The sequence below is a fragment of the Acutalibacter intestini genome, from assembly GCF_034334985.1.
GTDB lineage: Bacteria > Bacillota > Clostridia > Oscillospirales > Acutalibacteraceae > Acutalibacter > Acutalibacter intestini.
Map to the genome: position 1 here is coordinate 29,361 of NZ_JAWXXL010000024.1, position 24,932 is coordinate 54,292.

Consider the following 24,932-nt stretch of genomic DNA (forward strand, 5'->3'; position numbering starts at 1 on the left):
ATCTATTACCGGGCGCTTTCTGATTCTCTTTCTTTTCTTTATTAAGAGATATAGAAGCAGTAATAGGCTCTGTTAATTCTGTTAATTTTTTTGAAAGCCCTGGAAGAATCAAGGAAAATCGCTTTAGAAAACTTCACTACAGACTGTGGACAAGATGGTGGAATGGTGAAGAGCCCTTGATTCATTTAACAGCCAGTGGAATCCCTGTTTGTGGAATGTTAGGGAAAAGTTAAGAAGATCTCGTTTTTCCTGTGAATCTTTTAACAGCTTTTACCGGTCCCTTATATTTTTGATAATATCGTTCACTGTGTCTTTGGTGTGGGATTCCTTTTCCATTCTCTGCTCCATCTGGTGCATAGCATACACTACCGTGGAGTGGTCCCGGCCCCCAAAGGTCTGGCCAATCTCTACCATAGACATCTGGGTGATCTCCCGCACCACGTACATGGAGACCTGCCGGGCTTTAGAGACAGAGGCATTTCGTTTTTGAGACCGAATATCCTCTGGAGAGACCTGGTAGGTCCTGGCCACCTCTTCAATAATCTTATCTACTGTCACGGGAGTGGGCTGGGAGTTGTTAATAATATCACTAATAGCTGTTTGCGCTGTGGCAATATTTACCGGCCGGTTTTCCAACAGATGGAAAGCCCGAAGCTTTTTTACCGCGCCCTCTAGCTGGCGGATGTTATTTTTTAGCTTGTTGGCAATGTATTCACATACGTTTTCCGGCATGTCGAAGTCAAAGCTCTCCGCTTTCCGGCGGATAATGGCTACCCGGGTCTCAAACTCTGGCTCTTGTACGTCTGCTGTCAGGCCCCATTCAAACCGGGTTTTTAGCCGGTCCTCTAAGGTGGCGATGTCTTTGGGAGGCCGGTCCGAAGTGAGAACAATCTGCTTTTTGGCCTCATAAAGCGTGTTAAAGGTATGAAAGAATTCCTCTTGGGTAGAAACCTTTCCGCCAATGAACTGAATGTCATCGACCAGGAAAAGGTCGGCGTTGCGGTATTTATTTCGCAGAGAGGAGGTGGTGCCCCGGGCAATTGCCTCGATGACTTCGTTGGTAAAGTCCTCGCTTTTTACATAGACCACGCTTTGGCCTGGAAAATTATTGGTGAATTCTTTTGAGATGGCGGAGAGCAGGTGGGTTTTGCCTAGACCAGAGTTTCCGTATATGAATAGAGGATTATATAGAATGGCGGGTTTGCTGGCCACGGCCTGGCAAGCGGCATGGGCAAAGCGGTTGGAAGGGCCTACCACAAAGGTTTCAAAAGTCAGTTCATAGCCGTCGTCCTGGGGAATATTCTTTTCAGCGGGCTGTGGCTTGTCCTCTTGTATTATCAAGGAAAAACCAATGTTGTTCCCAAACACGTTTTTCAGCGCCTGTTCTAAAAGGTCGCTATAACAGCGCAATAAGGTCTGTCTGTGAAAGTCGTTGGGCGCCTCGATAATGGCTACCCCGTTTTCAAAGTCCATGGAAACAGGCTTTAGCCGGCTAAACCAGGTCTTATACGCCACGTCTGTGATTTGGCTCTTGCAGTACTCGCAAATAATTTCCCAAGCTTGATTGAAAGAATCCAAGAATATACCCTCCGTAATAATCGTTTTGGGCGGCCCGGCCTATTTTTGCCGTGCGTCTCCTCTGCGCGGCGGCCCTCAAGCTGCCTCCGCGCAATCCCCCGTAAAAATGGTTTACAGAAAATAGTATATCATATCTCCGGCTCATTTTCAAATATTTTTCCACACTCCTCTTGACTTTTCCAAAACGGAATGCTATTATATTTTTATCAGTAATGCTTTTATCAGTAGTTGGTAGAGCAAAGATGATCTTTTTTGGCAGGTTTTTAGGGCTTGTTGGAACATAGCGGGGATGAGGAATTTTGGGTCAGAAGTGGTCAGATCCCAGGAAAAACCGCAAGTCAACCGGCCGGTTGACAAGGATTTTTGATGCGGAAGATGGCCGCTTTTGGGCAAAAAGACGGCGTTTTGGATGTTTCAAACCAGCTCTAGCAGAGTGAAAAAATAAGAAGAATGGAGGATTTTTTATGAAACGGTTTGGTTACTTTCAAATGCTCTCTTTGGCGGCCCGGTGGTTTTTGCCCCAGGAAGAAGCCAGGGAAATGATGGAGGACTATCGGGAAATCTTGGGTGAGGTTGGGGAAGAACAAGCCTGCCAACGTTTTGGTCCGCCTAAAAAGGCGGTTCTGGCCGCTGCGAACCGGCGGCAGGTAGTAATTTGGCATATCTTGCTGGTCGGAATTCTGCTTTTGATTTTTTTCCCAGCCCACTGGGTCATGCACAGCTGCTATTACTCTATAGAAGCTTTGGTTATGGCAGCGGTGGCGGCCGGGACCCTGCTGTTTTGGTTTGGTGTGGAGCGCCCACTGCGGCCCTTTTACCAGAAGAACAAGCTTCTGCTGGCAGTTGCGGCGGCAATGGCTGTGTTGGTGGCCCTGTTCTGCGGGTCCATGTTCTTTCTGCCCAGTATTGTGACCAGTGCTATCCATCTCGACGCGGTATGGATTGTCCAGGATGTCCTTCGGACCAGTGTACCGGTTCTTTCTCTATTGAGTTTCGGTTTTGTATTACTGGCTAAGCTTTTTCACAGGGGTTGGCGGGCCGTGGCGATTCTATGTATGACGCTGGTCTGCCTGAGTATCAACGTCATGTCCATATTGGGTTATATGGGGCCTACTGCTCTTCCTGACTTTCAGGAGGCTGGCTTTCTTCTATCCATTTTCAATTATTATACTAATGCTGGACCGGCTAATTTAATGAGTTGGATACATGTCAGTGCGTCTAGCAGTTTGTTCATTGGAGCGGCGGGAATTCTAGTTGCGGGGGTGGGGTTATGCTGAAAAAGGAGCTGATGGAGCTGTGTATGCTCCACCTGCTTACTGTGGAGGACCGGTATGGTTATGAGATGCTGTCCCTTTTGCACAGCGCTTTTCCCGATACCCAAGAGAGCGCTATTTATGCCCTGCTGCGGGGACTGTGCAGGTCGGGCTGGACAGAGATTTACCGGGGGGAGGTTTCTGGAGGCCCGGCTAGAAAGTATTACCGGCTGACAACAGAAGGACTCAAGGCTTATGAGGCGCTGTTAGACCAGTGGCGGGCCCTGAAAAAAGCTGTGGAGGAGCTGGGGGTGGCATAGGCGCCGCCCCTTTTCCACGTTATATATGTATTTGTTGAATTCCTGAAATTTTTCTGTTGACATAAGGCCCCTTGGTAAGGTATAATTCTTAATTGCAAGGGATTAGTCCGAAAGGAGGGACTTTCTATGCTGAGAACCTATCAGCCGAAGAAGCTCCACAGAAAAAAGGAGCACGGCTTCCGCAAGCGCATGTCTGACAGAAACGGACGCAAGGTTTTGGCGCGCCGCCGGGCAAAGGGCAGGGCCCGCCTGTCTTATTAATTTGCCTTTTATTTTGGCGGGTGCAGTTTTATCCGGCGCTTATGGTTAAGAAACTTTTGTACGTTATAGTGCTTCTTAACTGCATGAGTCGTAATGGTTTTATTTTTGAACAAGACCATTACGCGGGTGGGGTTTTATAAACTCTGCCTGCCACTTGAAAAGCTATTTTTCAAGTGAGTCGACTATAAAGGCCACCGGGAGGCTGTTTTAAAACCGAGGAAATGCTGGATCTTTTCCAAGTGCGTGGTATTTCAGAACAACCTTTGAGAAATACTTCCGTATTTCTTGGATGCTTCACGCGAATATCCCGTTTTTGTTGAAAAAAAGGCAGCGTTTTCTGGTTTTTGAAACAGGCTCTTGTTGTGGCCTTTATTTGTTATAAAGAGGGCCCCGAGAAAGAGGAAGGCAGGCTGTTTTTGGACAAGATGATTTCGCTTTGCAGGAACAATGATTTTCGCCGGGTTTATTCCCGGGGAAAGAGCTATGTTTCTCCAGTGGTGGTGCTTTATGTGCTGAAAAACCGGCAGCGGGTCCTGCGGGTAGGCATTACCACCAGTAAGAAGATTGGTAACGCTGTGCAGCGCAACCGTGCCCGGCGTGTTATTCGTGAGGCTTTTCGACCGCTGGCCCCAGAGGTTCACACTGGCTATGACCTAGTTTTTGTGGCCAGGGGTCGTACGCCTTTTGTAAAAAGCACAGAAGTGCAGGCGCATTTGGGGCGGCAGCTGAAAGCCGCTGGTTTGTGGAATGGGGCGGAAAAAGCAAAGAGCAGATGAAGTTCATTTTGATATGGCTGATTAAATTTTATAGAAATCACATTTCGCCGCATACCCAGCCTTCTTGTAAGTTTATTCCCACCTGCTCCCAGTATGGGTTAGAAGCAATCCAGCGTTTTGGCGCTTTAAAGGGTATGGCTCTGACCGTTTGGAGAATATTGCGCTGCAACCCTTGGGGTCGGGGCGGGTATGATCCGGTACCGGAAAAGAAGAAATATTAACAGGCTTTCGAAAAAAGAGTTTTTTTAAACCATGTTGAGCGAAGCGCAGTGAAAAGGCGTTGGTTTTTTAGCAAGTCTTTGTCTGTGGCGGACAGGCCAGGAATTGCCGGTTCATGTAGAAGGAACTTGTGGATGCTTAAAAGCTTCTGGAGATCTTGAACATGGAGGCTATTCTCTATTATTTGAATTTCGCGAGAAAAAGGCTTACTACCTTATGAAAGAGTAAAGAAGGGTTAATAACACCGAATGGGAATTTTTAATTTTTTTGGCAGCATATTAGGTTATTTGTTATGGTTTTTGTATACGATCTTCCGGAACTATGGCGTAGCAATTGTTTTGTTTACCCTTATTCTCAAGGCAGTTATGTTCCCCATGTCCGTCAAGCAGCAGCGCAGTATGTCTGCTCAGACCAAGCTGACTGGCAAACAGCAGGAACTGCAAAAGCGATACGCGAATAATCAACAGAAATATAATGAGGAGCTGATGAAGCTCTATGAAAAGGAAGGGGTTAACCCTGGTTCCGGGTGTCTGACTACCTTGATTCCCTTTCCCATTATGCTGGGTATTTTCTATAGTGTAATTATGCCTCTTTCCAATACGCTTCATATTGCCAGTGAGGCTGTGGCAAAAGCCACGGACTATATTATGAAGATTCCGGGTATTGGTTCCAGCAGTGGTATGGGGATGTACACCGAACTGCAAATTATCCGCCATTTTGATGTTCTGAAGGACAACCTGACCATGTTTTCCCAGGATGATCTGGCGCGTATTGAATTCTTTTCCCAAGGTTTTCGGTTTATGGGCCTGGATATGTTGGCTTCTCCCCAGGAGTCTAGTTTTTGGACCTTCCTTTGGATGATTCCCGTGCTGTCTCTTGTATTGAGCTTTGGGTTCCAATTTTATACTAGTAAGATGAATGGGGCTCCCCAGGGCGCGGGAAAGGGCTGCACAAAAGTGATGATGTACGTTTTCCCGCTTATTAGCGTGTACTGGGCTTTTATCATGCCAGCGGCTGTGGGTATGTATAATATCATTTCTTTGTTGGCAAGCTTTTTGCAGACAATCATTATGAACAAGTACTTTAGTAATGACCAGATGGCCTCTATGGCGGAAGCTCGAAGGGCGGTTTCCCTGGAGCAGGCAGAGGCAAATGTTACCCCTTTGACCGCAGCCCAGCAGAGGATGATTGCGGAAAAGTTAAGCCATGTGCCTCAACAAAAGGCTGAAAAAGCAGTGCAGAAGCAGCAGAAACAGACACAAAAAAAGAAGAAGTCTGGTTCTGGTGATACGGCTAATTATATGGGTAGTAAGAAGTAAACTTTGTGCCAATTAGAAATGTTTTGATTTTTTGCGCGCCTTTGTGGTGAATAAGGGCGCGCTCTTTATAAAGGAGGAATAACCATGATTAAAGAGGCCGTAGCCACAGGTGAAAGCGTAGAGGTTGCTTTTGCAAACGCTTGCAAACAATTGGGCGTGGATACTATTGACGCCGGGTGTGAAGTTTTAGAAATGCCTCAGAAAAAGACTCTTGGACTTTTTGGAGGCCGGCCAGCTAAAGTGCGGGCTTATATTGAGGTGGAGGAAGCACCTTCTGTATCAGTTCCTGCTCCGGCGAAGGTTTTGGAGCAGCCTGTTCCAAAGAATCTGGCTCCCAAGGCCATTCCTGTTTCAAAGCCTGTAGAGGAGACGTCGGTTGCTGTGCCCTCTAGTGGGGGAGAAGATCTTGCGCGGAAAGCGGCGGATTATCTAAAGCAGGTATTAAGTTGTATGGGCCTGCATGATGCAACGGTTAGTATAAAGGAAATGGAGTCTGGAGCGGCTCTTACTTTGGGCGGCGAAGATATTGGTTTTGTGATTGGTCACCGGGGGGAGACCCTGGACGCCCTGCAATATCTGGCTTCTTTAGTAGCCAACCACACAGATGGCTCCTATTTCCGTCTAACGCTTGACGTAGGGAATTATAGGGAGAAGCGCAAGGAGACTTTAGAGGCTTTGGGCAGGAAGATGGCTTATCGGGCGGTAAAGACTGGTCGTAATGCTTCTTTGGAACCTATGAATCCTTATGAGCGGAGAATTATCCATACAGCGGTTCAAACTGTGGAAGGGGCTAAGTCCTGGAGCGAAGGAGAGAACCAGGGCAGGCATGTGGTGATTGGGCCAGAGGGCGGCGAGCGCTCTCAGTTCCGGAATCGCCGGGGCGGCGGCAGAGGCGGTTATAATAACCGGGGTTATGATCGGGACCGCCGGGGCGGCCGGCCCCAAAAGGGCAGTCAGTCTAGTGCGGCTCCGCGTGCTGAGGGTCCAAAGGCAGATGATCCCGGCGCGCCGATTTACGGGAAAATTGAAGCAAAAAAGTGAGATTTTTAGCGGGGCGGCTTTGTGCGGTCCCGCTTTTCTTTTTTGACTGCATTCTATGATTTGAGCATTTTGAATTGAATGGATTATCATCATAAGTGTATTGGTAATAGATTAAATTGTTGGTACAATTATTTGATAATTTTAGTATAATAATTTATAGATACTATTGTTGTAGGAGGATTTTTTGTGGGTAGTACTATTGCGGCTATTTCTACCGGTCAGGCTCCGGGGGGAATTGGTGTAGTTCGTATATCAGGTCCAGAGGCCCGGCGGGTAGGGGACAGGGTTTTTTCCGCTATGAGAGGAAAGCGGCTTTGCTTAATGGATGGCTACACCTGTGCCTTTGGGTGGGTGCATTCTTCTTCTGGGGATAAGTTGGATGATTGTGTGGCCACGGTTTTTGCCGCTCCCAGAAGCTATACGGGCGAGGATGTAGTAGAACTTTCCTGCCATGGAGGGCTGTATATTACTCGTCGAGTTTTACAGGAGGTGCTTTTTGCAGGCGCACAGCCAGCAGGGCCTGGAGAATTTACTAAGCGGGCTTTTTTAAATGGAAAAATGGATCTGGCTCAGGCAGAGTCTGTAATGGAGATGATCCATGCTAGTGGCCACCAGGCGGCACGTATGGCGGAAGCAGCCAGCAGAGGGGCATTGACAAAAAAAGTTGATGCAATCGCTTTTACATTGGGCCAGTTGGGGGCACATCTGGCTGCATGGGCAGATTTTCCTGAGGAAGATGTGGAGGAACTGGCAGATGAAGAGTTGGCCGCTTCACTGGCGGGTTGCCGGGCGAATTTGGAAAAGCTGCTAAAAGGCTTTGAACAGGGGCGGATTTATAGAGAGGGGCTTCGTACGGTGATTGCTGGTCGGCCGAATGTGGGAAAATCAACTTTGATGAACCTTTTGGCAGGCTGTCAGCGTTCCATTGTTACAGAGTATCCAGGTACTACCCGGGATGTGGTGGAGGAAACGGTGATGTTGGCGGGAATTCCCTTGATTCTTGCGGATACTGCTGGTTTGCGTGAGACAGAGGACCCAGTGGAAGAGATTGGGGTAGCGGCTGCTCGGGAGCGGATTTCTTCCGCTCAGCTCGTGTTGGCTGTCTTTGATGGATCCTGTGAATTAGAGGCAGAGGATACTATCTTGATGGAGCGTGTAAAGAGTTGTCCTGCTCTGGCTGTAGTTAATAAAACAGATTTGGAGCAGAAGATGGATTTAGAAGAGATATATGCCCGTTTTAACCAGGTTGTACTGATTTCGGCTGGAGAGGGCCAGGGGATAGAGGAACTGGGTAAGGCCTTAGAGAAACTTTTAAGTGAAAAGGACTTTGATCCAGATCATGGAGAGTTGTTTACAGAACGACAGAGAAAGGCAGTTCAGCGAGCCGTTGAGAGCCTGATGGAAGGGGAAAGTGCTTTGAGTGGAGGAATGACTTTAGATGCGGTAACGGTCTGTGTGGAAGATGCCTTGGCTGCTCTCTATGAACTGACAGGCAAAAGGGTTTCAGAGGAAATTGTGGATCAGGTTTTTGAGCAGTTCTGTGTGGGAAAATAATTGATATGAGTGAGAAGCGACGAATTCTTTTAGTGGATGGAAATAATCTGTTATTTCAAATGTTCTTTGGAATCCCTGCCAGGATAACGGATGCGAATGGAATAGGTATTTGGGGTGTTTTAGGATTTGTGGGGGCACTTTTGAAGATTTTCCGGTACACAAAGCCTACCCATGTCGCGGTTTTGTTTGATGGAGAACATGAAAATCCTCGTAATAAATTATATGCTGGGTATAAATGCAACCGGATTGATTATCAAGATGTTTCGGAAGAAGAAAATCCTTATTCCCAATTGCCTTGGGTGTATGCTTCCCTTGATTATTTAGGAATCCCCTATAAAGAAACCATTGATTGTGAAGCTGACGACTGGATGGCTGGTTATGTAAGCCGATATGGTGTGGAAGATGAGATTATAATTTCCTCCTTTGACAGTGATTTTTTTCAGCTGCTTAGTGAAAATGTGAGGGTTTTTCGCTATCGTGGTAAAAAATCCTATTTTTGTGGAATAGAATATCTTCGAGATCGTTTTGGAATTGAGCCATGGCAGTATGCGGATTTTAAGTCTTTAGTAGGAGATTCCTCGGACCATATTAATGGTGTACGGGGAATAGGGCCGAAAACGGCCGCTGCTCTATTGCGTGAGTTTGGTAGTCTTTCTCAGCTGATTGAGAATGCTGTACATATTTCTAACCCTAGATTAAGGACCACTGTTTTGGAAAATACTGAGCGTCTGCTTTTGAATGATCAGTTGATTCGCTTAAGTGGTTATGCGGAACTGCCTTTTGAACTATCGGAAATGGAATTTTCTGATGTCGTTTTTACTACTTGGGAAGTTTTACATGGGATTGGCCTGAAGTAACTTTGATGTGAATCTTACTTATGGATCATTTTGGAGATTTGGGGTCAGATCCGGGCTAAGAATAATTTATTCATGTTATTAAGGAGTTCTGTTTATGGTATCAACATATTTTGCTGGATATTTGGATGTGGCTGTAATAGGCGCGGGCCATGCGGGAATTGAGGCCGGTTTATCCGCAGCCCGTCTGGGTTGCAAAACTACTGTGTTTACGATTAACTTGGATGCTGTGGGAAACTGTCCCTGTAATCCTAGTATTGGTGGAACCGCTAAAGGCCACTTAGTGCGGGAGATTGACGCTCTGGGGGGAGAGATGGGAAAGACAGCGGACGCATGTATGCTGCAAAGCCGGATGCTGAACCTGGGAAAAGGACCTGCTGTGCATTCCTTGCGGGCGCAGATTGATCGAAACCGCTATTCTCAAATGATGAAACAGAAGCTGGAACGTTGTGAAAATCTTACTCTTCGGCAGGCGGAGGTGGTCAGTCTGAAGAGAGAGGAAAGGGACTGGAAGATATTTACACGATTTGGTGCTGTTTTTCAGGCAAAGACGGTGATTATCTGTACGGGAACTTTTTTAGGCGGCAAGATTTATGTGGGCGAGGTAGTAATGGACAGTGGCCCAGACGGAATGTTTCCCTCTGCCTTTTTGCCGGATTCTCTGCGAGAGCTAGGTATCTCTTTGCGTCGATTCAAGACGGGTACTCCGGCCCGAGTACTGCGCTCCTCTATTGATTTTTCTGGATTAGAGATCCAGCAGGGAGATGAGCCAGTGGAACCCTTTTCCTTTGAAACAGTGGAACCGCTGGCAAATAAGGTGGACTGCTATGTCAGCTGGACGAATGAAGGAACCCATCGGGTAATTCGAGAAAATTTTCATCGGTCTCCTATGTATTCGGGGATGATTGATGGGGTAGGGCCCAGGTATTGTCCCAGTATTGAGGATAAAGTCAAGCGTTTTCCCGATAAAACAAGGCATCAGCTGTTTATTGAGCCTTGTGGCTTAAATACGGAGGAAATGTATCTGCAAGGTATGAGTTCTTCTTTGCCAGAAGAGGTGCAGGTGGCCTTTTATCGTACCATTCCAGGGTTGGAGCGGGTACAGATTATGCGTACTGCTTATGCCATTGAATACGACTGCTGTGACCCTTTGCAGCTGCAAGGAACCTTAGAATTCCGCGATTGGCCTGGGCTATATGGAGCGGGACAGTTTAACGGCAGTTCTGGCTATGAAGAGGCCGCAGCCCAAGGACTGGTGGCAGGAATCAACGCGGCTTTAAAAGTGCAGGGAAAGCCTCCTTTGGTCCTGGACCGGGCAGGCTCTTATATCGGTACTTTGATTGATGATTTAATTACAAAAGGCGTTTCAGACCCTTATCGAATGATGACTTCTCGTTCTGAGTACCGGCTGGTATTGCGGCAGGATAATGCGGACGAAAGGCTGACCCCGGTGGGCCGGCAGCTGGGCCTGATTTCGGATTGGAGATGGGACAAATTTAATGAAAAGCAAGAGCAGAAACGACGGGAGCTGCAGCGAGCTAATGCTACTATTTTTCCGCCCACAGATCTGCTGAATCAAATACTTGTTTCATGTGAAACAACAGCTGTTTCCACGGGTGTTCGTTTGGCGGAGCTTTTGAGACGTCCCCAAGTTACTTACGCGGCTTTAGAACCAGTGGATACGAACCGTCCTTTGCTTCCCAAAGCAGTCTTGGAGAGTGTTGAAATTGAGCTGAAGTATGAGGGATATATCCGCAGACAAATGGCTGATATTGAAGAAATGCGGAGAGTGGAGCGAAAGGAACTGCCGCCCGATATAAATTATCAAGCTATTGTTGGCCTTCGCTTAGAGGCAATAGAAAAGCTTGAGAAGGTCCGGCCTGCTAATTTAGGCCAGGCAGGGCGTGTGTCGGGAGTGAGTCCAGCAGACATCTCAGTGCTGATGATCTGGCTGGCGGCCCAAGAGGGGGATAGAAAAAACACATAAAGACTTTGGAAAATATAGGTGCTCAAGGCTGACTTAATATGCTGGAGCTAGAGAGGAATAGAAGGATTTAATTATAAGAAAAAGGAGTAGAGAATATTGGTAAACATAATGGAACAGCTGCTGGAAATGGCAAAATCTTTTGGACTGCGTTTGACCAGGGAACAGGGAGAGAAATTCCAAATTTATATGGAACAGCTGCTGGAATGGAATGAAAAATTGAATTTAACCGCTATTACCCAGCCAGAAGAAATTGTAGAAAAGCATTTTCTTGACAGCTTAACAGTTTTAAGTGTTTGTAACCTTAAGGAGGGAGCCAGGGTCCTAGATGTAGGGACAGGGGCTGGATTTCCTGGGATGCCCATGAAGATTCTCCGGCCAGATTTGGAAGTTACACTAATGGATGGAGCAAATAAACGGCTTTGTTTTTTGGAGGAGGTCTGCGGGCGGCTGGGACTGGATTGCCCTCGGGTGCATAAGCGGGCCGAAGAGGCTGGACGGGATAAAGACATGAGAGAGAGCTTCGATTTGGTGACTGCTCGGGCAGTGGCAGCGCTGAATGTACTTAGTGAATACTGTTTACCCCTGGTGAAAATGAAGGGATATTTTGTGGCCATGAAGGGGCCAGGGGCTGAGAAAGAATTGAATGAGGCGAAGCAAGCTCTAGAGATTCTGGGCGGCAGTCAGGTGGAGTTAAAGCCGGTCTTATTGCCCCATGCTGGGGAGCGAAACCTGGTGGTGGTGCGAAAGCTGGCCTTTACTCCCAAGAGTTACCCAAGACATGGTGGGACAATTGTGAAGCATCCTCTATAAATTTTTTGTTTTGTTATTGACATTTGTTATTTATGATGTTATAATTGTTTCAGAGAGGAGGTGACAAAATGAATGTAAAAGCTTTAGTAATATGTCTAGGCTGTGTTACTGCAATTGCTTCTACTCCAAATCTGCCCAGGACATTTCAAAAACAAGCACCGCAAACCATGGAACAGGCCTTTTCGCTTCATGGCCCGGAATATTATGCTTATATGAATTTGGAGCAGGCAGAAGAAGCAATGAAGCCCGTGATTCTTGAAGCAAGGAAACGGATTATTAACCGAGTGGACGCTTGGTCGCAAGATGGGATTGAGGGTTACATCCTCAGTCCTGATGGGACAAAAGAGCGGGTCCCAAATTTTCACGAGTTGTTTCCTGCTGATTGGAAGCCAATCAATCCGGAATATTAATATAATAAATCCTTCACTAGCCACAAGAACAATTCTTAGAGAGCATCCTTCAGGAATTGTTCTTTTTTTGCCCCGCCGACAAGTAGCAACAAAACTCGCGCTTGGTTTGTAGTAAAATAGGTCTTGCAAAGGAGGTAAGGCAGGATGTTCACAAAGGACAAGCTGAAACTGATTAAACTTCCCATTAATAAAATCTTGCCAAACCCGTCCCAGCCGAGAAAGATATTTCGTGAGGACGAATTGCAGAGCTTGGCCCAAAGTATCGTCGAAAATGGCCTGCTTCAGCCAGTGACAGTCAGGCGAGAGAGCGGCGCATACTTTTTGGTGGCGGGAGAGCGTCGGCTTCGGGCCTGTAAGCTGGCAGGATTAAAGGAAATACCTGCGATTTTATCAGATTGCGAACCTGAAGATAGCGCAGTGCTAGCTCTTTTGGAAAATGTTCAACGCAGGGACCTGCAAATGTTTGAACAGGCCAACGCCATTCTAGCATTATTACGAGAATGGCAAATCACCCAAGAAGAGGCGGCCCGGCGGCTGGGAATGAGCCAATCCTATTTAGCGAATAAGATTCGGCTGCTGAAATTGAGCCCAGAGGAACAGTCTGAGATTATTAATAATAACTTAACAGAGCGCCATGCTAGGGCGCTGCTGCGGGTAGACGATATTGAACTGCGGCAGAGAATTTTGCGCACCGTCATTATGCGAAACCTGAATGTGGCCCAGACGGAAGAGCTGATTTTAGAGGCTTTAAAGCCGCGAGAACCAGTGCGGCGGCCCAAGCGTACTTTTGTGGCAAAGGATATCCGCTTATTTATTAATACCATTGACCATGCGGTGGACGCCATGAAGACAGCTGGGATACAGGCCCATACGGAGAAAAAGGAGACGGAAGACTATATCGAGTGTGTGGTGCGCATTCCTAAATTATCACGAGTACAAGTTTAACCCATTCCCTTATTCATTTCCCACAGAAGGCGGCCGGGGCTGAAAAGCTCCGGCCGTCAGCTTTTGTTTCACGTGGAACAGAGAAAAAGTAGACGGGCAGAGCAAGAAACAAAATAGGAATAGGGCGACATTCTTTTAATCAATCTACAAAATATTGGGACTGGAAAAAAGCCCCATTCTGTGTTATAATGTGAGTGAATTACTGGATTTTTAGAAAGGCAACAAACAACTAAAGAGAGTGAAGAAAATGGGAAAAATTATTGCCGTGGCTAACCAAAAGGGCGGCGTGGGGAAAACCACCACAGCGGTCAACTTGGCGGCAGCGCTGGGCAGTATGGGCAAAAAGATACTTTTGGCCGATGCGGACCCCCAGGGCAATACCACCAGCGGCGTGGGGGTGGACCGACGCAACTGCCCGGTGACAATGTATCAGGTAGTTATCGGGGGAGCAAAGGCGGCGGATGCCATTGTGAAAACAGAATTTGAGAACCTGGAGCTGCTGCCTGCCAGTATTGACATGGCGGCGGCAGAGATTGAGTTGGCCTCGGTGGAAAAACGAGAGGAGCGGTTAAAGGAGCCATTGGCTGGGGTGCGGAGCAAATATGACTATATCTTCATTGACTGCCCCCCTTCTTTAGGACTGATCACCACGAATTCTCTAAACGCTTCAGATACCATCCTTATCCCAATCCAATGCGAATACTACGCTTTGGAGGGGCTTTCTCAGCTAATGAACACCATTCGCCGGGTAAAGCGCCAATATAACAATATGCTGGAGTTAGAGGGAGTATTACTGACTATGTACGACGGCCGGCTAAACCTGACCCAACAGGTGGTAGAGGAAGTGAAGAAGTACTTTCCACGAAAGGTCTTTAAAACAGTTATTCCCCGGGCTGTGCGGCTTTCAGAGGCTCCGGGTTTTGGCCAGCCGGTGATGTATTATGATAAAAGCTCAAAGGGCGCCCGGGCCTATCAGGAACTGGCAGAGGAGCTGCTGAAAAGTAAGACATGATAGAGAGCGAGCGCAGGAAAGAATTAGGATGGTAAAGGGAAATGTTTAAAGGTGGCATGAAAGTCTCGGTAATGAGACAGTAAAAGTTTTACTATTTTCCGCTGCCAGCTTGATCTATGTTACATGACCCAAATTGCTTGAGGCCGCCAAAGTAACCGGCAGTGCCTCATTCAAAAGTTGCGGTGGGGTCCCTCTACTGCACAATATTTACATCAGGCCTGCATGAACATTTTTTAGAAAGGATTTTATGATGAGCGTGAAAAAACGTGGACTGGGCAAGGGGCTAGACGCCATCTTCGCGGAAAACGCGGCGGAAAACGGCGAGGGAACGGTGGCAGTGCGCATCAGTGAAATCGAGCCAAACCGGGACCAGCCCAGAAAAGAATTTGACCCGGCCGCTCTTTCAGAATTGGCAGAGTCCATAGCGCAGCACGGGGTGCTTCAACCTATTTTGCTGCGGCCCATGGTCAGTGGCGGATACCGTATTGTGGCTGGGGAACGCCGGTGGCGGGCGGCACGCATGGCTGGCCTTTCCGAGGTGCCCGCAGTGGTGCGGGAAATGAGCGATGGGGAAGAGATGCTCTTCGCTCTCATCGAGAACCTACAGCGGGAGGACTTAAGCCCCCTGGAAGAGGCCAGGGGGTACCAACAGCTGATAGAGGCCCAGGGCTTTACCCAGGAGAAGGCGGCAGAAGCAGTGGGAAAATCCCGGCCCGCCGTGGCCAACGCGCTGCGGCTGTTGAACCTGCCGGAGGAGATTCAGCAGATGGTAGAAAGAGGAGAACTCTCCGCCGGACATGCCAGAACCCTGCTAAGCTTTAAGAACCAGGAGGATATGCTGGCGGCAGCCCAGAGAGCGAAAGAGGGCGCTTCTGTGCGGGAGCTGGAGGCATTAGCCAAGAAAAGCGCGGAGACAAAGGAGCCCCAGGCGATACCCCGATCTAGCCAGCCCAGCCAGTTTTACGCAGAGGCCCAGTTGGCAGTGAGCGATTACCTGGGCCGAAAGGTAAAGGTGGCGGGCTCAAAGAAAAAGGGTGTTTTGCAGATTGAATTTTATGGGGAAGAGGACCTGCAAAACCTGCTTAGTGAACTAAAACTAAAGGAATAGTAGGAAAAAAGATGGAACGCCGCGCCATGATGCGTGGGTGCAGGGATGCTAGTTCCTGACAGGATTTGGGTAGGCAGCCCCTTGTTATGCGCAAAGTACAAGAGATCCTCTGGCAGCTAGAGAGTCTATCCCTGGTTTCTATTACTTGAAAAATGGAAGGATAGCTTTTACTTTAGGTTGGTCTCTTTGAAAGATTAGTGCTTAAAAATTGGAGGAATCATTATGCTAGATATTCGACTGGTCCGTACTAACCCGGACCTGGTAAAGGAAAATATCAAGAAGAAATTTCAAGAAGAAAAGCTGCCCCTGGTGGATGAAGTTCTGGATCTAGACGCAAAGTTCCGGGCCAGTAAAGCTCGGGGCGACGAGCTTCGCCGCCAGCGCAATACCATCAGCAAGGAAATTGGAAAGCTCATGGGCCAGGGCAAAAAGGAAGAGGCAGAGCAGACCAAGAAGAAGGTGGCCGAAATTGCCGGCGAACTGGCTGAAATGGAGCAGAAAGAGGCGGAGATGACCGCCGAGATCAAAAAGCGCATGATGGTGATTCCAAACATCATTGACAGCAGTGTGCCCGTAGGCAGGGACGACAGTGAAAATGTTGAGCTGGAGCGCTTTGGCGATCCTGTTGTACCGGAGTTTGAGGTACCCTATCATACGGAGATTATGGAGCGCCTAAACGGCATTGATTTGGACAGTGCCCGGCGCACGAGCGGAAACGGTTTCTATTATCTGATGGGGGACATTGCCCGGCTGCACGAGGGTATCTTGGCCTACGCCCGGGACTTTATGGTAGATAAGAAGGGCTTTACCTACTGCATTCCACCCTTTATGATCCGCAGCGATGTGGTCACTGGGGTCATGAGCTTCGCCGAGATGGAAAACATGATGTATAAGATTGAAGGGGAGGACCTATACCTGATTGGCACCAGCGAGCACTCGATGATTGGTAAGTTTGCCGGCGAGTTGCTCACCGAAGACCAGTTACCTCAAACCCTTACCAGTTATTCCCCCTGCTTCCGCAAGGAGGTGGGCGCCCATGGCATTGAGGAGAGGGGCGTTTATCGTATTCATCAGTTTGAGAAGCAGGAGATGATTGTGGTCTGTAAGCCCCAGGACAGCATGGAGTGGTACCATAAGATGTGGAGCTACTCGGTGGAGTTCTTCCGCTCCCTTGATATTCCGGTACGCACCCTAGAGTGCTGTTCGGGAGACTTGGCAGATCTAAAGGTAAAGAGTGTAGATATTGAGGCCTGGTCTCCCAGACAGAAGAAATATTTTGAGGTGTGCAGTTGCTCAAATATGGGAGATGCCCAAGCCAGGCGGCTGGGCATTCGGGTGAAGAACAAGGAGGAGAACTACTTCCCCCACACCTTAAACAACACTGTGGTAGCCCCGCCCAGGATGCTCATTGCTTTCTTAGAGAATAATTTGCAGGCTGATGGAAGCATTCGTATTCCAGAACCACTGCGCATGTATATGGGGGGAAAGGCCGCCATCGGGACCCCTATGGGAGAGTAAAATGAAAAAGTCGGGCTTAATCGCATTAGTGGTTCAAGTAGTAGTCCTAGCCGGACTGCCTGCTCTAAACCTGATCTTTGGTAGTCTGGATATATACTTTGCGGTGGACATATTAATTCTTCTGGTCATTCACCCCACCTGCTCTTTGGGAATGGGGATTTTTGCCGGGCTGGATATAAGGGCCCGGTGGTGGCTGCTTTTGAGTGGTCCCCTGCTGGCACTGTGCGCAGAATGGATCTTTTTTGCCCTTGAAATGGACTTCCTAATTTATGCTGGAATCAACTTTCTGCTAGGCATTGTGGGGATGATTTCCACAATCTTGGTCCGGCAGGTAATTTTGAAAAAAGGTTGATCTCTTTTGTAGAATAAAAAAGGAAATAAGATTACAAGATCAAAGAGAGGAAAGCTGGCTAAAAGTCAGCTTTCTTTTTTGATAGGATTGAAGAAAAGTGCAGCTGGCTGTATTAGATATGTATCCTAATAGGGAGATAGAGTGAGGTCCTGGCATAGAGGAGAATTGCGGTGGGAATAGCAGGGAGAGAAGTAAAAGTTTAATTCCCGATTATGTCCAAGCTCCGGATTTTGCCCAGTAGTGTAAACCCAGTTAAAAATCGGTAGATAGGGATTTTTAAGCTGGGCAATAAAGCTCCGGTTCAAAAGAGCCAAGAAATCTCTGTTTGAACCGGGTTAACGACAACGCATACCAGAAGAAGAAAAAACCCCCTTCCAGGAAAACGCACTTTGCGGCACAGAATGATTAAAAAGGAATTCTAAAAAATACATCATGATATATGCTTAGAAAACTCCTGGCATTTCTGTCCATAGCGGACAGGCTACATGCTGGTTTATTACCTTTTGTAGAGAATTGTCCATAGAGTCTGGAAGAGTGAGGAAGCCGCAAAAGAAAAAAGCCATCCAAGAGAAAACCTCGGATGGCCTTAAATATGGTATACATACGTTATACTTTATTGTTCATCTCCGGGCTTAAAATCTTCCGGCGGACGATGATTAGGCAGTGAGAGAAACCAGCGCACTCCAAAGCGGTCCACCAGACAGGCGGCCCATGGGCTCCAGGGCAGCTGCTTGGGGTCCATGATTATATGCGCGCCCTGACGCAGCAGCGAAAAAGCTCGGTCAACCTCTTCCCGAGTCTGGAAAAACACCCCCAGCTCTACAGGGTTTCCTCTAGGCTCAATAGCGTCTCCTGCCTCACAAACCGAGACCAATGGGTCACCGTCTACCATAAGTTCGGAATGAAAATATCCGCCGTCCTCGTTAAGTACATGATACCCAAGTTCCGCTCCAAAAGCGGCCTGATAGAGCTTCACCGCTTCCCGGCTGTTTTTTACATAAAGGCCAACGCCAAGACTCATAAATACAACCTCCGTTTTACTGCTTAAAACCTAGAAACAACTCCTCCACCTGGGCAGTATGCGCTATATTAGCATCTTCGCGACTTTTGTCTACATAGATCATCAGGTATTTTCCATTAAGCTGTGCGTGAACCTCATTTCCCAAAATGGTAAAAAAGCCCTTGGTCTGTACGCTGTCCACACATTCTTTTCCCTTCTGGTCCAGGTTGTCCAGGTCGAACTCATAAAATTCCGCCTGAATGGTGCTGCCTCCAAAGCGGAAGCTGTACCGGCAGCCAGCTATAGCGCCGATCTCCTTATAGGACATCTCCACCGGGTCCCCAGCAATGGCCTTGTTGGCAGAGAGATAACCACACAGGCCCTCCAGGTTATCCTCATAACCCGTGTCCTCCACTGCCTCTTGGGTAATGCCGGAAGAAGCGCTCTCCAGGACTGCCACAGACTGGGTGGGGCCGCCGCCGCAGGCAGAAAGGGATAGGGCCAGGGCAGCGGCACCCATGAACATAATCAGTTTTTTCAACATGTTTTATCATCCTTTTTGTAAAAAGAAAAGCGCCGCAGCAAACTACCCAGCGCCCTTCCCTCAAATATATTCCCAGGGGCCTCTTGACTGAAACCCGCCGAACTTGGTGACCCGGACGAGAATCGAACTCGTGTTACCGCCGTGAAAGGGCGGTGTCTTAGCCGCTTGACCACCGGGCCATTTGGTAGCGGTAAATGGACTTGAACCATCGACACTTCGGGTATGAACCGAATGCTCTAGCCAGCTGAGCTATACCGCCACATATGCGTCCCGCCATGAACGGGACGCATATTATTATAATGGATGAAAAAGAGAATGTCAAGGGGTTTTCGAGAAATTTTAAGCGTTTATGGAATAATTCGGCGCTTCTTTTGTGATTTGAATGTCATGGGGGTGGCTCTCTTTAAGGCCAGCGCCTGTAATGCGCACAAACTGGGCCTTTTCATGAAGTTGCTCAATGTTTGCACAGCCGGTGTATCCCATGCCGGAACGAAGACCACCCAGCATTTGGAAGATAGTCTCGGCCAGGGGGCCCTTATAGGGAACCCGGCCCTCTACGCCTTCAGGCACAAACTTTTTCTGTTCGCCCTGGAAGTACCGGTCGCTGCTGCCCTTGCCCATGGCGCCCAGGCTGCCCATACCCCTGTATACTTTGAACTGCCTGCCCTGGTACAATTCGTAGTCGCCAGGAGCCTCTTTGCAGCCAGCCACCATAGATCCCAACATCACACAGTTGGCTCCAGCGGCCAGGGCCTTGACAATATCTCCGCTATATTTAATGCCCCCGTCGGCAATAACTGGAATATCCTGTTTAGCTGCCTCGCAGGCCGCGTCAAATACAGCGGTGATCTGGGGCACGCCAATGCCTGCCACCACCCGGGTGGTGCAGATGGATCCTGGGCCAATACCCACTTTCACACAGTCTGCTCCCGCATCAATCAGGGCTTTCGCTCCTTCGGCAGTAGCCACGTTGCCAGCAATGACCTGTAGGCTGGGATAAGCCGCCTTTACTTTGCTGACAGCCTTGATCACACCGTCATTATGTCCATGGGCTGAATCTAGGGCCACTACATCCACCTGGGCTTCCACCAAAGCCGCCACCCGGTCCAAAACATCGACGGTAGCGCCAATCGCCGCGCCGCAGAGCAGGCGTCCGCTCTGGTCCCTGGCAGAGTTGGGGTAACGCACAGCCTTCTCAATGTCTTTAATGGTGATCAATCCCTTTAGGCGCATGTTGCCGTCCACGAGGGGCAGCTTCTCAATGCGATGGCGCCGCAGAATCTCCTGGGCCTGCTTCAGGGTGGTACCCACCGGGGCAGTGACAAGGTTTTCTTTGGTCATCACGTTCTTTACCGGCTGGTTAAAGTCCTCGCCCTCCATAAAACGCAGATCCCGGTTTGTGATAATGCCCACCAGTACGCCGTCCTCACAGATAGGCACACCGGAAATTTTGAAGCGGCCCATCAGCTCCTCAGCCTCCATCACCAGGCTGTCTGGAGAGAGGAAGAAGGGGTTGGCAATTACGCCGTTCTCGCTGCGCTTTACCCGGTCTACCTGGTCAGCCTGACGTTCGATGGTCATGTTTTTGTGGATAATGCCTACGCCGCCCTCGCGAGCAATGGCCACGGCCATGTCGGACTCGGTAACAGTGTCCATAGCGGCAGTGAGGATGGGAGCATTTAGCCGGATGGTCTTGGTCAACTGGGTGGTAAAATCCACCTGGTTGGGCAGTACGTATGACTCGGCGGGAATGAGCAGAACATCGTCAAAGGTAAGCCCTTCTTTGCCGAATTTGTGTTGGAAATCCATTTTCATCACATTCACACTCTCTTTCCGATAAATTTAAACCTCTTTCCTTGTTTTCCGTTCCTTTTCCGCGAGTGGAGCGGGGATGTTATTAACAAAAAATTATAGCACCAAAGGAAGATCTTTTCAAGTGGGAGAAGTGACGAAGTTTTTTTACAGTTTAGGGGGGGAGTCGGGTAGAATGGTAGTGGAGAGACGAGCAGGTGTGGCCGCTGGGCACTTCCCGGTCTTTGCTTGACAGCACCTGGCCGCTCTGGTATAATAAGAACATATTTTCTAGAGCTTGTTTGAGAAGAGAGAATGGCTGCTTCTATTCTTACAGAAAAGACGGTGTTTTCCATATTTTAAACAGGCTCCTATTGTATTTTTAGGAGGCGCCTTATGCAGTATCGGGAACTTGGCAAGACCGGCCTAAAGGTCAGTGAGATCGCCCTGGGCGGCGAGTGGTTGGAGCGGCATAACACCCAAGAGTGCCGGGAGGTTATCCTCCACGCAGAGGAGCGGGGGATTAACTTGCTGGACTGCTGGATGTGCGAGCCAAACGTGCGCTCCAATATCGGCAGGGCCATTGCCGGACGCCGGGAAAAGTGGATCATCCAGGGGCATATCGGCTCTGTCTGGGTAGGCGGCCAGTATACCCGCACACGGGACGTAAAACTGTGTCGGCAGGGCTTTGAGGACCTGCTGGCCCGGATGGAGACGGACTATATCGACCTGGGGATGATCCATTTCGTGGACCGGGCAGAGGACTGGGAGGCGGTGACAAAAGGCCCGTTTTATGACCTGGTCCAGGAGCTGAAAAACACCGGGAGGATCCGCCATGTGGGCATGAGCACCCATAACCCGGATATGGCCAAAAAGGCCGTAGAAAGCGGGTGGATTGAGGTCATTCTGTTCAGTGTGAATCCAGCTTTTGACCTGCTGCCGCCCACGGACAATCTGGACAACTATTTTGTAAAGGAATATGCCCCGGAGCTCTCCGGCATCGACCCCGCCCGGACAGAGCTATATAACCTGTGCGAGAGCAAGGGCGTGGCGCTTACAGTGATGAAGCCCTATGCGGGGGGAAGGCTGTTCCAGGCGGAGCAGTCCCCCTTTGGCACGGCCTTGACTCCTGTGCAGTGCATCCATTACTGCCTCACCCGTCCCGGCGTGGCGGCGGTGCTGCCCGGCTGCGAAACCGTGGAGCAGGTGGACGCAGCCGTGGCCTATGAGACCGCCACACCGGAAGAGCGGGACTATGCCAGTGTGCTGGCGGCGGCCCCCCAGCACCGGTTTAGCCAGGGGGAGTGTACATACTGCGGCCACTGCAAGCCCTGCCCCGCAGAGATTGACATCGCCATGGTGAACAAATACTACGACCTGGCCCTGATGCAGGAGGATGTTCCCGCGTCTATTCGGGAACACTACCGGGGGCTGGCACATGGCGCCGACCAGTGCATTGGCTGCCGGAGCTGTGAGGAACGCTGTCCCTTTGGCGTGAAGATCGCAGAGCGCATGGAAAAGGCCGCGAAGCTGTTTGTATAAACACAAAAATTTCCGGCAGCGGAAACCTTAGAGTCTGTGTGAAAACTCGGAAACAGGGTCTGTTTTGCCCAGAAATGGTAGCTTCGGCGTCAAAAAGTCTCGAAAGGCGCCAGCGTTTCTCCGAATTTAAAACAGACTCTAAGCCTATCAAAAATATTCTTCAGTGTGGTGGTTTTGGACAAACGCAAGCAGTTTGTGACAGGACAAGCGGCGGGAGATCAGGTATAAATCAGTCAAAGAGGTGACAGAAATGGACTGGATGAGAAGTTTGCGGGGTGCAATAGAGTATATGGAAGGGCACATGACAGAGCCCATGGGCCCTGTGGAAGTAGCCAGAGCGGTGAACATCTCACCTTTTTATCTCCAAAAGGGATTTCAGATCATCACTGAATACTCTATTAGCGAGTATATCCGCAACCGCCGGTTGTATATGGCAGCCATGGACCTGGTGGCAGGGGAGAAGGTTATTGACACTGCCTTTAAATACTGCTACCAGACCCCGGAAAGCTTTACAAAGGCCTTTGTCCGGTTCCATGGTTTCCCTCCCTCCCAAGTGAAGGGGAAACGCATGGACATAAAGCCCTTTCTGCCTCTGAAAATAAAAATATCCATTCAAGGAGGAACCAGCATGGACTACGTCATTGAAAGGGAAGGCCCCAAAACGTTTATTGGTTTTGCGGAGAGCATCCCCGAGGGGAAAGGCTATGAGCAGTGCCCAAAGTTCTGGGATAAGCTGAAGGAGGAACATTTTCATGCGGTTTGTCAGGGGAAAAAACCGGAGACAGCCATAGAGCGGGCTATTATGGAGAATAATATTGGCATGTTCGGGGTATGTATTGAGGATGAAGCGGACCCCAGTAGTTTTACCTACATGGTGGCAGGTCCCTATAATGGCGGGCCCGTGCCGGATGGCTTGACCGTGCGGGAGATTCCCGCTGCCACTTGGGCCAAGTTCCGGGCAGTGGGTCCGCTGCCGGGATCGTTACAGAGCATAAACACCCAAATTTTCCAGGAGTGGCTTCCCGGCAACCCAGACTATGAGCTGGCTTTTCCGGTGAATCTGGAACTATATGACTCGGGGGATACCGGCAGCGCTGGCTACCGGTGCTACATTTGGCTGCCGGTTACGGAGAAAGAGGCGGACCAGGAAAATTGAGGGGAAAGAAAACCATCCTTCCCAGTATTTTAGGAAAGGACGGCAACACGGCCCAGAGCTCGGGATACACCCAGTGGTTATGGGAGGGCGTAAACATTCCCCTTATCTTTAATATTGAGGTATGGGCTTTGGAAAGACCCAATAGGGTTGGAGGGCTGACGGGCATATGGGGAGCCACAACGACCTGGTTCGTAGCTTTGCGCCATAGGGAGGAGCGCTTCTTCACCCAGGAACCAGATATCTTTGGTTCAATGATTCAATATATTAAAGAAAAATGGACTGGTCCTGGGGGATGCGGGATCGGGCTTTATAGACCCAAAAGACCGAAAAGGACCGCCAATATTTTCCTATATTAAGAAAAGAACGCTGTGAAAATGGCGATTTGAGCCGTGGGGAGAGGCCCCTTAATGGCAAGATATGAGCCAAACTGATTTTATACCGCAAAGTTGTGGGCGCCGATGACAGCTACCACCTGCCGGGACCAGATCCACTTATTGGTGGTCTTGGCCGGGTTATAGTAATAGATGGCGCCGCCGGTGGGGTCGCAGCCGTTAATGGCCTCTCGGGCCGCCGTATAGGCCGAGTCCGCCACCGGAGCGTTCACACCGCCATCATATAAACAGGAAAACGCCCCTTCCTGGTATATGACGCCTGAAAGAGTATTGGGAAAGGAGGGGTGGGCAATGCGGTTCATAATGACCGCGCCCACCGCCACCTGTCCCTGATAGGGCTCGCCCCTGGCCTCGGCGGAGATAATGGTGGCCATAAGCTGTATGTCGCTTTCAGAAAAGCCGCCATAGTTGCCCCCAGAACCACCACCGCCCGTGAGTCCAAGAGCCTCTAAAGTCTTTGACCCCACAATGCCATCGTCATCCAGGCCGTTGTCTCGCTGAAAAGAGATCACGGCATTTTTTGTTTTTGTTCCGTAAATTCCATCCGCAGTGCCGGGGTCGTAGCCAAGCTCTTGCAGTTTTTGTTGAATCCGCGTAACTTCGCTGCCAGTGGAACCATACTTGGAAAGAGCCTTGGCGCCGCCGGAATCCATGAGCATAAGAAGAACCATTACGTTGACAAGGAGCACCACACCGGCCCTCCAAAAAAGAATAAACATCTTTTTTTTATCAATTTTCATACGGCGACGCCCCTTTCTATAAATCATTCTATGCGGTCCAGGACAAACTATGTCTGGAAAGCCCTGGAAAGCGATCTATATATTGTAAAATATCGGGTATAAAATTCAATATATAGTATGCGCAAAAAAACTCAGAAAAAAATCGAAAAAAATTGAAAAAAGGTGTTGACTTTCCGGGAAGGGTGTGGTATTATAGTCAAGCGCTCGAGGGAAACGGAAAAAAACGAAAGCGAAGCGAAGAGGCCGAAAGGCCAGGAGCGAAGCGGGTTTGAGAGGTTTCCGGAAGAGAGCGAAAAGCGGAAAAGCGAGCTAAGATAGAGTGGTAGCAAGCGGACCGCAAAGAGAGATAGGACCTTGAAAATTAAACAACGAGAAGAAGAAAGAACCCGTGAATTCTTGAAAGAGTTGAGAGACTCCTTTAAGAAGGAAACAGGAAGCAGAACCTGAAGA

General features: G+C 49.1%; 25 protein-coding genes and 2 tRNA genes. 20 read left to right on the forward strand and 7 right to left on the reverse strand.

The features are described 5' to 3' along the window. Positions 1-270: 270 nt before the first annotated feature. Positions 271-1,578 carry a chromosomal replication initiator protein DnaA gene (gene dnaA / locus U8U68_RS15240; RefSeq protein WP_322202288.1) on the reverse strand — a complete coding sequence of 436 codons (1,308 nt, stop codon included), beginning with the start codon at positions 1,576-1,578 and terminating at the stop codon, positions 271-273. A gap of 464 nt (positions 1,579-2,042) precedes the next feature. Here dnaA and U8U68_RS15245 point away from each other — a divergent pair, with 464 nt between their 5' ends. The 17 genes from U8U68_RS15245 (at position 2,043) to U8U68_RS15325 (ending at position 17,317) form a co-directional block, all read left to right on the forward strand. Beyond that, positions 2,043-2,855: a hypothetical protein gene (locus U8U68_RS15245; protein WP_322202291.1), complete on the forward strand. Its 813-nt coding sequence runs from the start codon at positions 2,043-2,045 to the stop codon at positions 2,853-2,855. Then, positions 2,849-3,151: a PadR family transcriptional regulator gene (locus U8U68_RS15250; RefSeq protein WP_322202293.1), complete on the forward strand. Its 303-nt coding sequence runs from the start codon at positions 2,849-2,851 to the stop codon at positions 3,149-3,151. Before U8U68_RS15245 ends, U8U68_RS15250 begins: the two co-directional genes overlap by 7 nt. Before the next feature lie 126 nt (positions 3,152-3,277). Next, entirely contained in the window at positions 3,278-3,412 is a 135-nt protein-coding gene (rpmH, locus tag U8U68_RS15255) for a 50S ribosomal protein L34 (RefSeq protein ID WP_009064849.1), read from the forward strand. 425 nt (positions 3,413-3,837) lie between these two features. Further along, positions 3,838-4,188 carry a ribonuclease P protein component gene (rnpA, locus tag U8U68_RS15260; protein WP_322202332.1) on the forward strand — a complete coding sequence of 117 codons (351 nt, stop codon included), beginning with the start codon at positions 3,838-3,840 and terminating at the stop codon, positions 4,186-4,188. Beyond that, entirely contained in the window at positions 4,185-4,409 is a 225-nt protein-coding gene (yidD, locus tag U8U68_RS15265) for a membrane protein insertion efficiency factor YidD (RefSeq protein WP_322202295.1), read from the forward strand. Before rnpA ends, yidD begins: the two co-directional genes overlap by 4 nt. Positions 4,410-4,655: 246 nt before the next feature. Then, positions 4,656-5,726 (forward strand): YidC/Oxa1 family membrane protein insertase, encoded by a 1,071-nt coding sequence (locus tag U8U68_RS15270; RefSeq protein ID WP_322202297.1) that lies wholly within the window; start codon positions 4,656-4,658, stop codon positions 5,724-5,726. A gap of 84 nt (positions 5,727-5,810) precedes the next feature. Beyond that, entirely contained in the window at positions 5,811-6,767 is a 957-nt protein-coding gene (jag, locus tag U8U68_RS15275) for an RNA-binding cell elongation regulator Jag/EloR (protein ID WP_322202299.1), read from the forward strand. Between the two features lie 186 nt (positions 6,768-6,953). Next, positions 6,954-8,321, forward strand: a complete 1,368-nt coding sequence (gene mnmE / locus U8U68_RS15280; RefSeq protein WP_322202301.1) for a tRNA uridine-5-carboxymethylaminomethyl(34) synthesis GTPase MnmE — start codon at positions 6,954-6,956, stop codon at positions 8,319-8,321. Between the two features lie 5 nt (positions 8,322-8,326). Beyond that, positions 8,327-9,178: a 5'-3' exonuclease gene (locus U8U68_RS15285; RefSeq protein WP_322202303.1), complete on the forward strand. Its 852-nt coding sequence runs from the start codon at positions 8,327-8,329 to the stop codon at positions 9,176-9,178. A gap of 94 nt (positions 9,179-9,272) precedes the next feature. Then, positions 9,273-11,162, forward strand: a complete 1,890-nt coding sequence (mnmG, locus tag U8U68_RS15290; RefSeq protein WP_322202305.1) for a tRNA uridine-5-carboxymethylaminomethyl(34) synthesis enzyme MnmG — start codon at positions 9,273-9,275, stop codon at positions 11,160-11,162. A 96-nt stretch (positions 11,163-11,258) separates the two neighbouring features. After that, positions 11,259-11,972 (forward strand): 16S rRNA (guanine(527)-N(7))-methyltransferase RsmG, encoded by a 714-nt coding sequence (rsmG, locus tag U8U68_RS15295; RefSeq protein ID WP_322202307.1) that lies wholly within the window; start codon positions 11,259-11,261, stop codon positions 11,970-11,972. Positions 11,973-12,040: 68 nt separating this feature from the next. Next, positions 12,041-12,382, forward strand: a complete 342-nt coding sequence (locus U8U68_RS15300) for an Ntn hydrolase family protein (RefSeq protein ID WP_322202309.1) — start codon at positions 12,041-12,043, stop codon at positions 12,380-12,382. A gap of 144 nt (positions 12,383-12,526) precedes the next feature. Beyond that, a complete protein-coding gene (locus U8U68_RS15305) occupies positions 12,527-13,327 on the forward strand; it encodes a ParB/RepB/Spo0J family partition protein (RefSeq protein ID WP_322202311.1) in 801 nt (266 codons plus the stop codon). Positions 13,328-13,574: 247 nt separating this feature from the next. Then, positions 13,575-14,339, forward strand: a complete 765-nt coding sequence (locus U8U68_RS15310; protein ID WP_322202313.1) for a ParA family protein — start codon at positions 13,575-13,577, stop codon at positions 14,337-14,339. 250 nt (positions 14,340-14,589) lie between these two features. Further along, positions 14,590-15,447 carry a ParB/RepB/Spo0J family partition protein gene (locus tag U8U68_RS15315; protein ID WP_322202334.1) on the forward strand — a complete coding sequence of 286 codons (858 nt, stop codon included), beginning with the start codon at positions 14,590-14,592 and terminating at the stop codon, positions 15,445-15,447. Between the two features lie 222 nt (positions 15,448-15,669). Next, entirely contained in the window at positions 15,670-16,965 is a 1,296-nt protein-coding gene (gene serS / locus U8U68_RS15320; RefSeq protein ID WP_322202315.1) for a serine--tRNA ligase, read from the forward strand. A 1-nt stretch (position 16,966) separates the two neighbouring features. Beyond that, positions 16,967-17,317: a hypothetical protein gene (locus U8U68_RS15325; protein WP_322202316.1), complete on the forward strand. Its 351-nt coding sequence runs from the start codon at positions 16,967-16,969 to the stop codon at positions 17,315-17,317. Positions 17,318-17,930: 613 nt separating this feature from the next. On the opposite strand, the gene U8U68_RS15330 is transcribed toward U8U68_RS15325, so the two are convergent. The 5 genes from U8U68_RS15330 to guaB all read right to left on the reverse strand — a co-directional run bounded on the left by U8U68_RS15330 (position 17,931) and on the right by guaB (position 20,676). Next, complete coding sequence (locus tag U8U68_RS15330) at positions 17,931-18,338, reverse strand: VOC family protein (RefSeq protein ID WP_322202318.1); 408 nt, start codon at positions 18,336-18,338, stop codon at positions 17,931-17,933. Positions 18,339-18,354: 16 nt separating this feature from the next. Next, entirely contained in the window at positions 18,355-18,861 is a 507-nt protein-coding gene (locus U8U68_RS15335) for a hypothetical protein (RefSeq protein ID WP_322202320.1), read from the reverse strand. A gap of 104 nt (positions 18,862-18,965) precedes the next feature. Further along, a tRNA-Glu gene (locus tag U8U68_RS15340) sits at positions 18,966-19,040 on the reverse strand. A 3-nt stretch (positions 19,041-19,043) separates the two neighbouring features. Continuing rightward, positions 19,044-19,120 (reverse strand) — tRNA-Met (locus tag U8U68_RS15345). 80 nt (positions 19,121-19,200) lie between these two features. Next, complete coding sequence (gene guaB / locus U8U68_RS15350) at positions 19,201-20,676, reverse strand: IMP dehydrogenase (protein WP_322202336.1); 1,476 nt, start codon at positions 20,674-20,676, stop codon at positions 19,201-19,203. A 372-nt stretch (positions 20,677-21,048) separates the two neighbouring features. On the opposite strand from guaB, the gene U8U68_RS15355 reads away from it, so the two are divergent. From U8U68_RS15355 to U8U68_RS15365, 3 genes are all read left to right on the forward strand, one after another. After that, positions 21,049-22,194, forward strand: a complete 1,146-nt coding sequence (locus tag U8U68_RS15355; RefSeq protein ID WP_322202322.1) for an aldo/keto reductase — start codon at positions 21,049-21,051, stop codon at positions 22,192-22,194. A gap of 250 nt (positions 22,195-22,444) precedes the next feature. After that, entirely contained in the window at positions 22,445-23,350 is a 906-nt protein-coding gene (locus tag U8U68_RS15360; RefSeq protein ID WP_322202325.1) for an AraC family transcriptional regulator, read from the forward strand. After that, a complete protein-coding gene (locus tag U8U68_RS15365; RefSeq protein ID WP_322202327.1) occupies positions 23,347-23,706 on the forward strand; it encodes a hypothetical protein in 360 nt (119 codons plus the stop codon). Before U8U68_RS15360 ends, U8U68_RS15365 begins: the two co-directional genes overlap by 4 nt. A 77-nt stretch (positions 23,707-23,783) precedes the next feature. On the opposite strand, the gene sleB is transcribed toward U8U68_RS15365, so the two are convergent. Next, positions 23,784-24,482 (reverse strand): spore cortex-lytic enzyme, encoded by a 699-nt coding sequence (gene sleB / locus U8U68_RS15370; RefSeq protein ID WP_322202328.1) that lies wholly within the window; start codon positions 24,480-24,482, stop codon positions 23,784-23,786. Between the last annotated feature and the right edge of the window lie 450 nt (positions 24,483-24,932).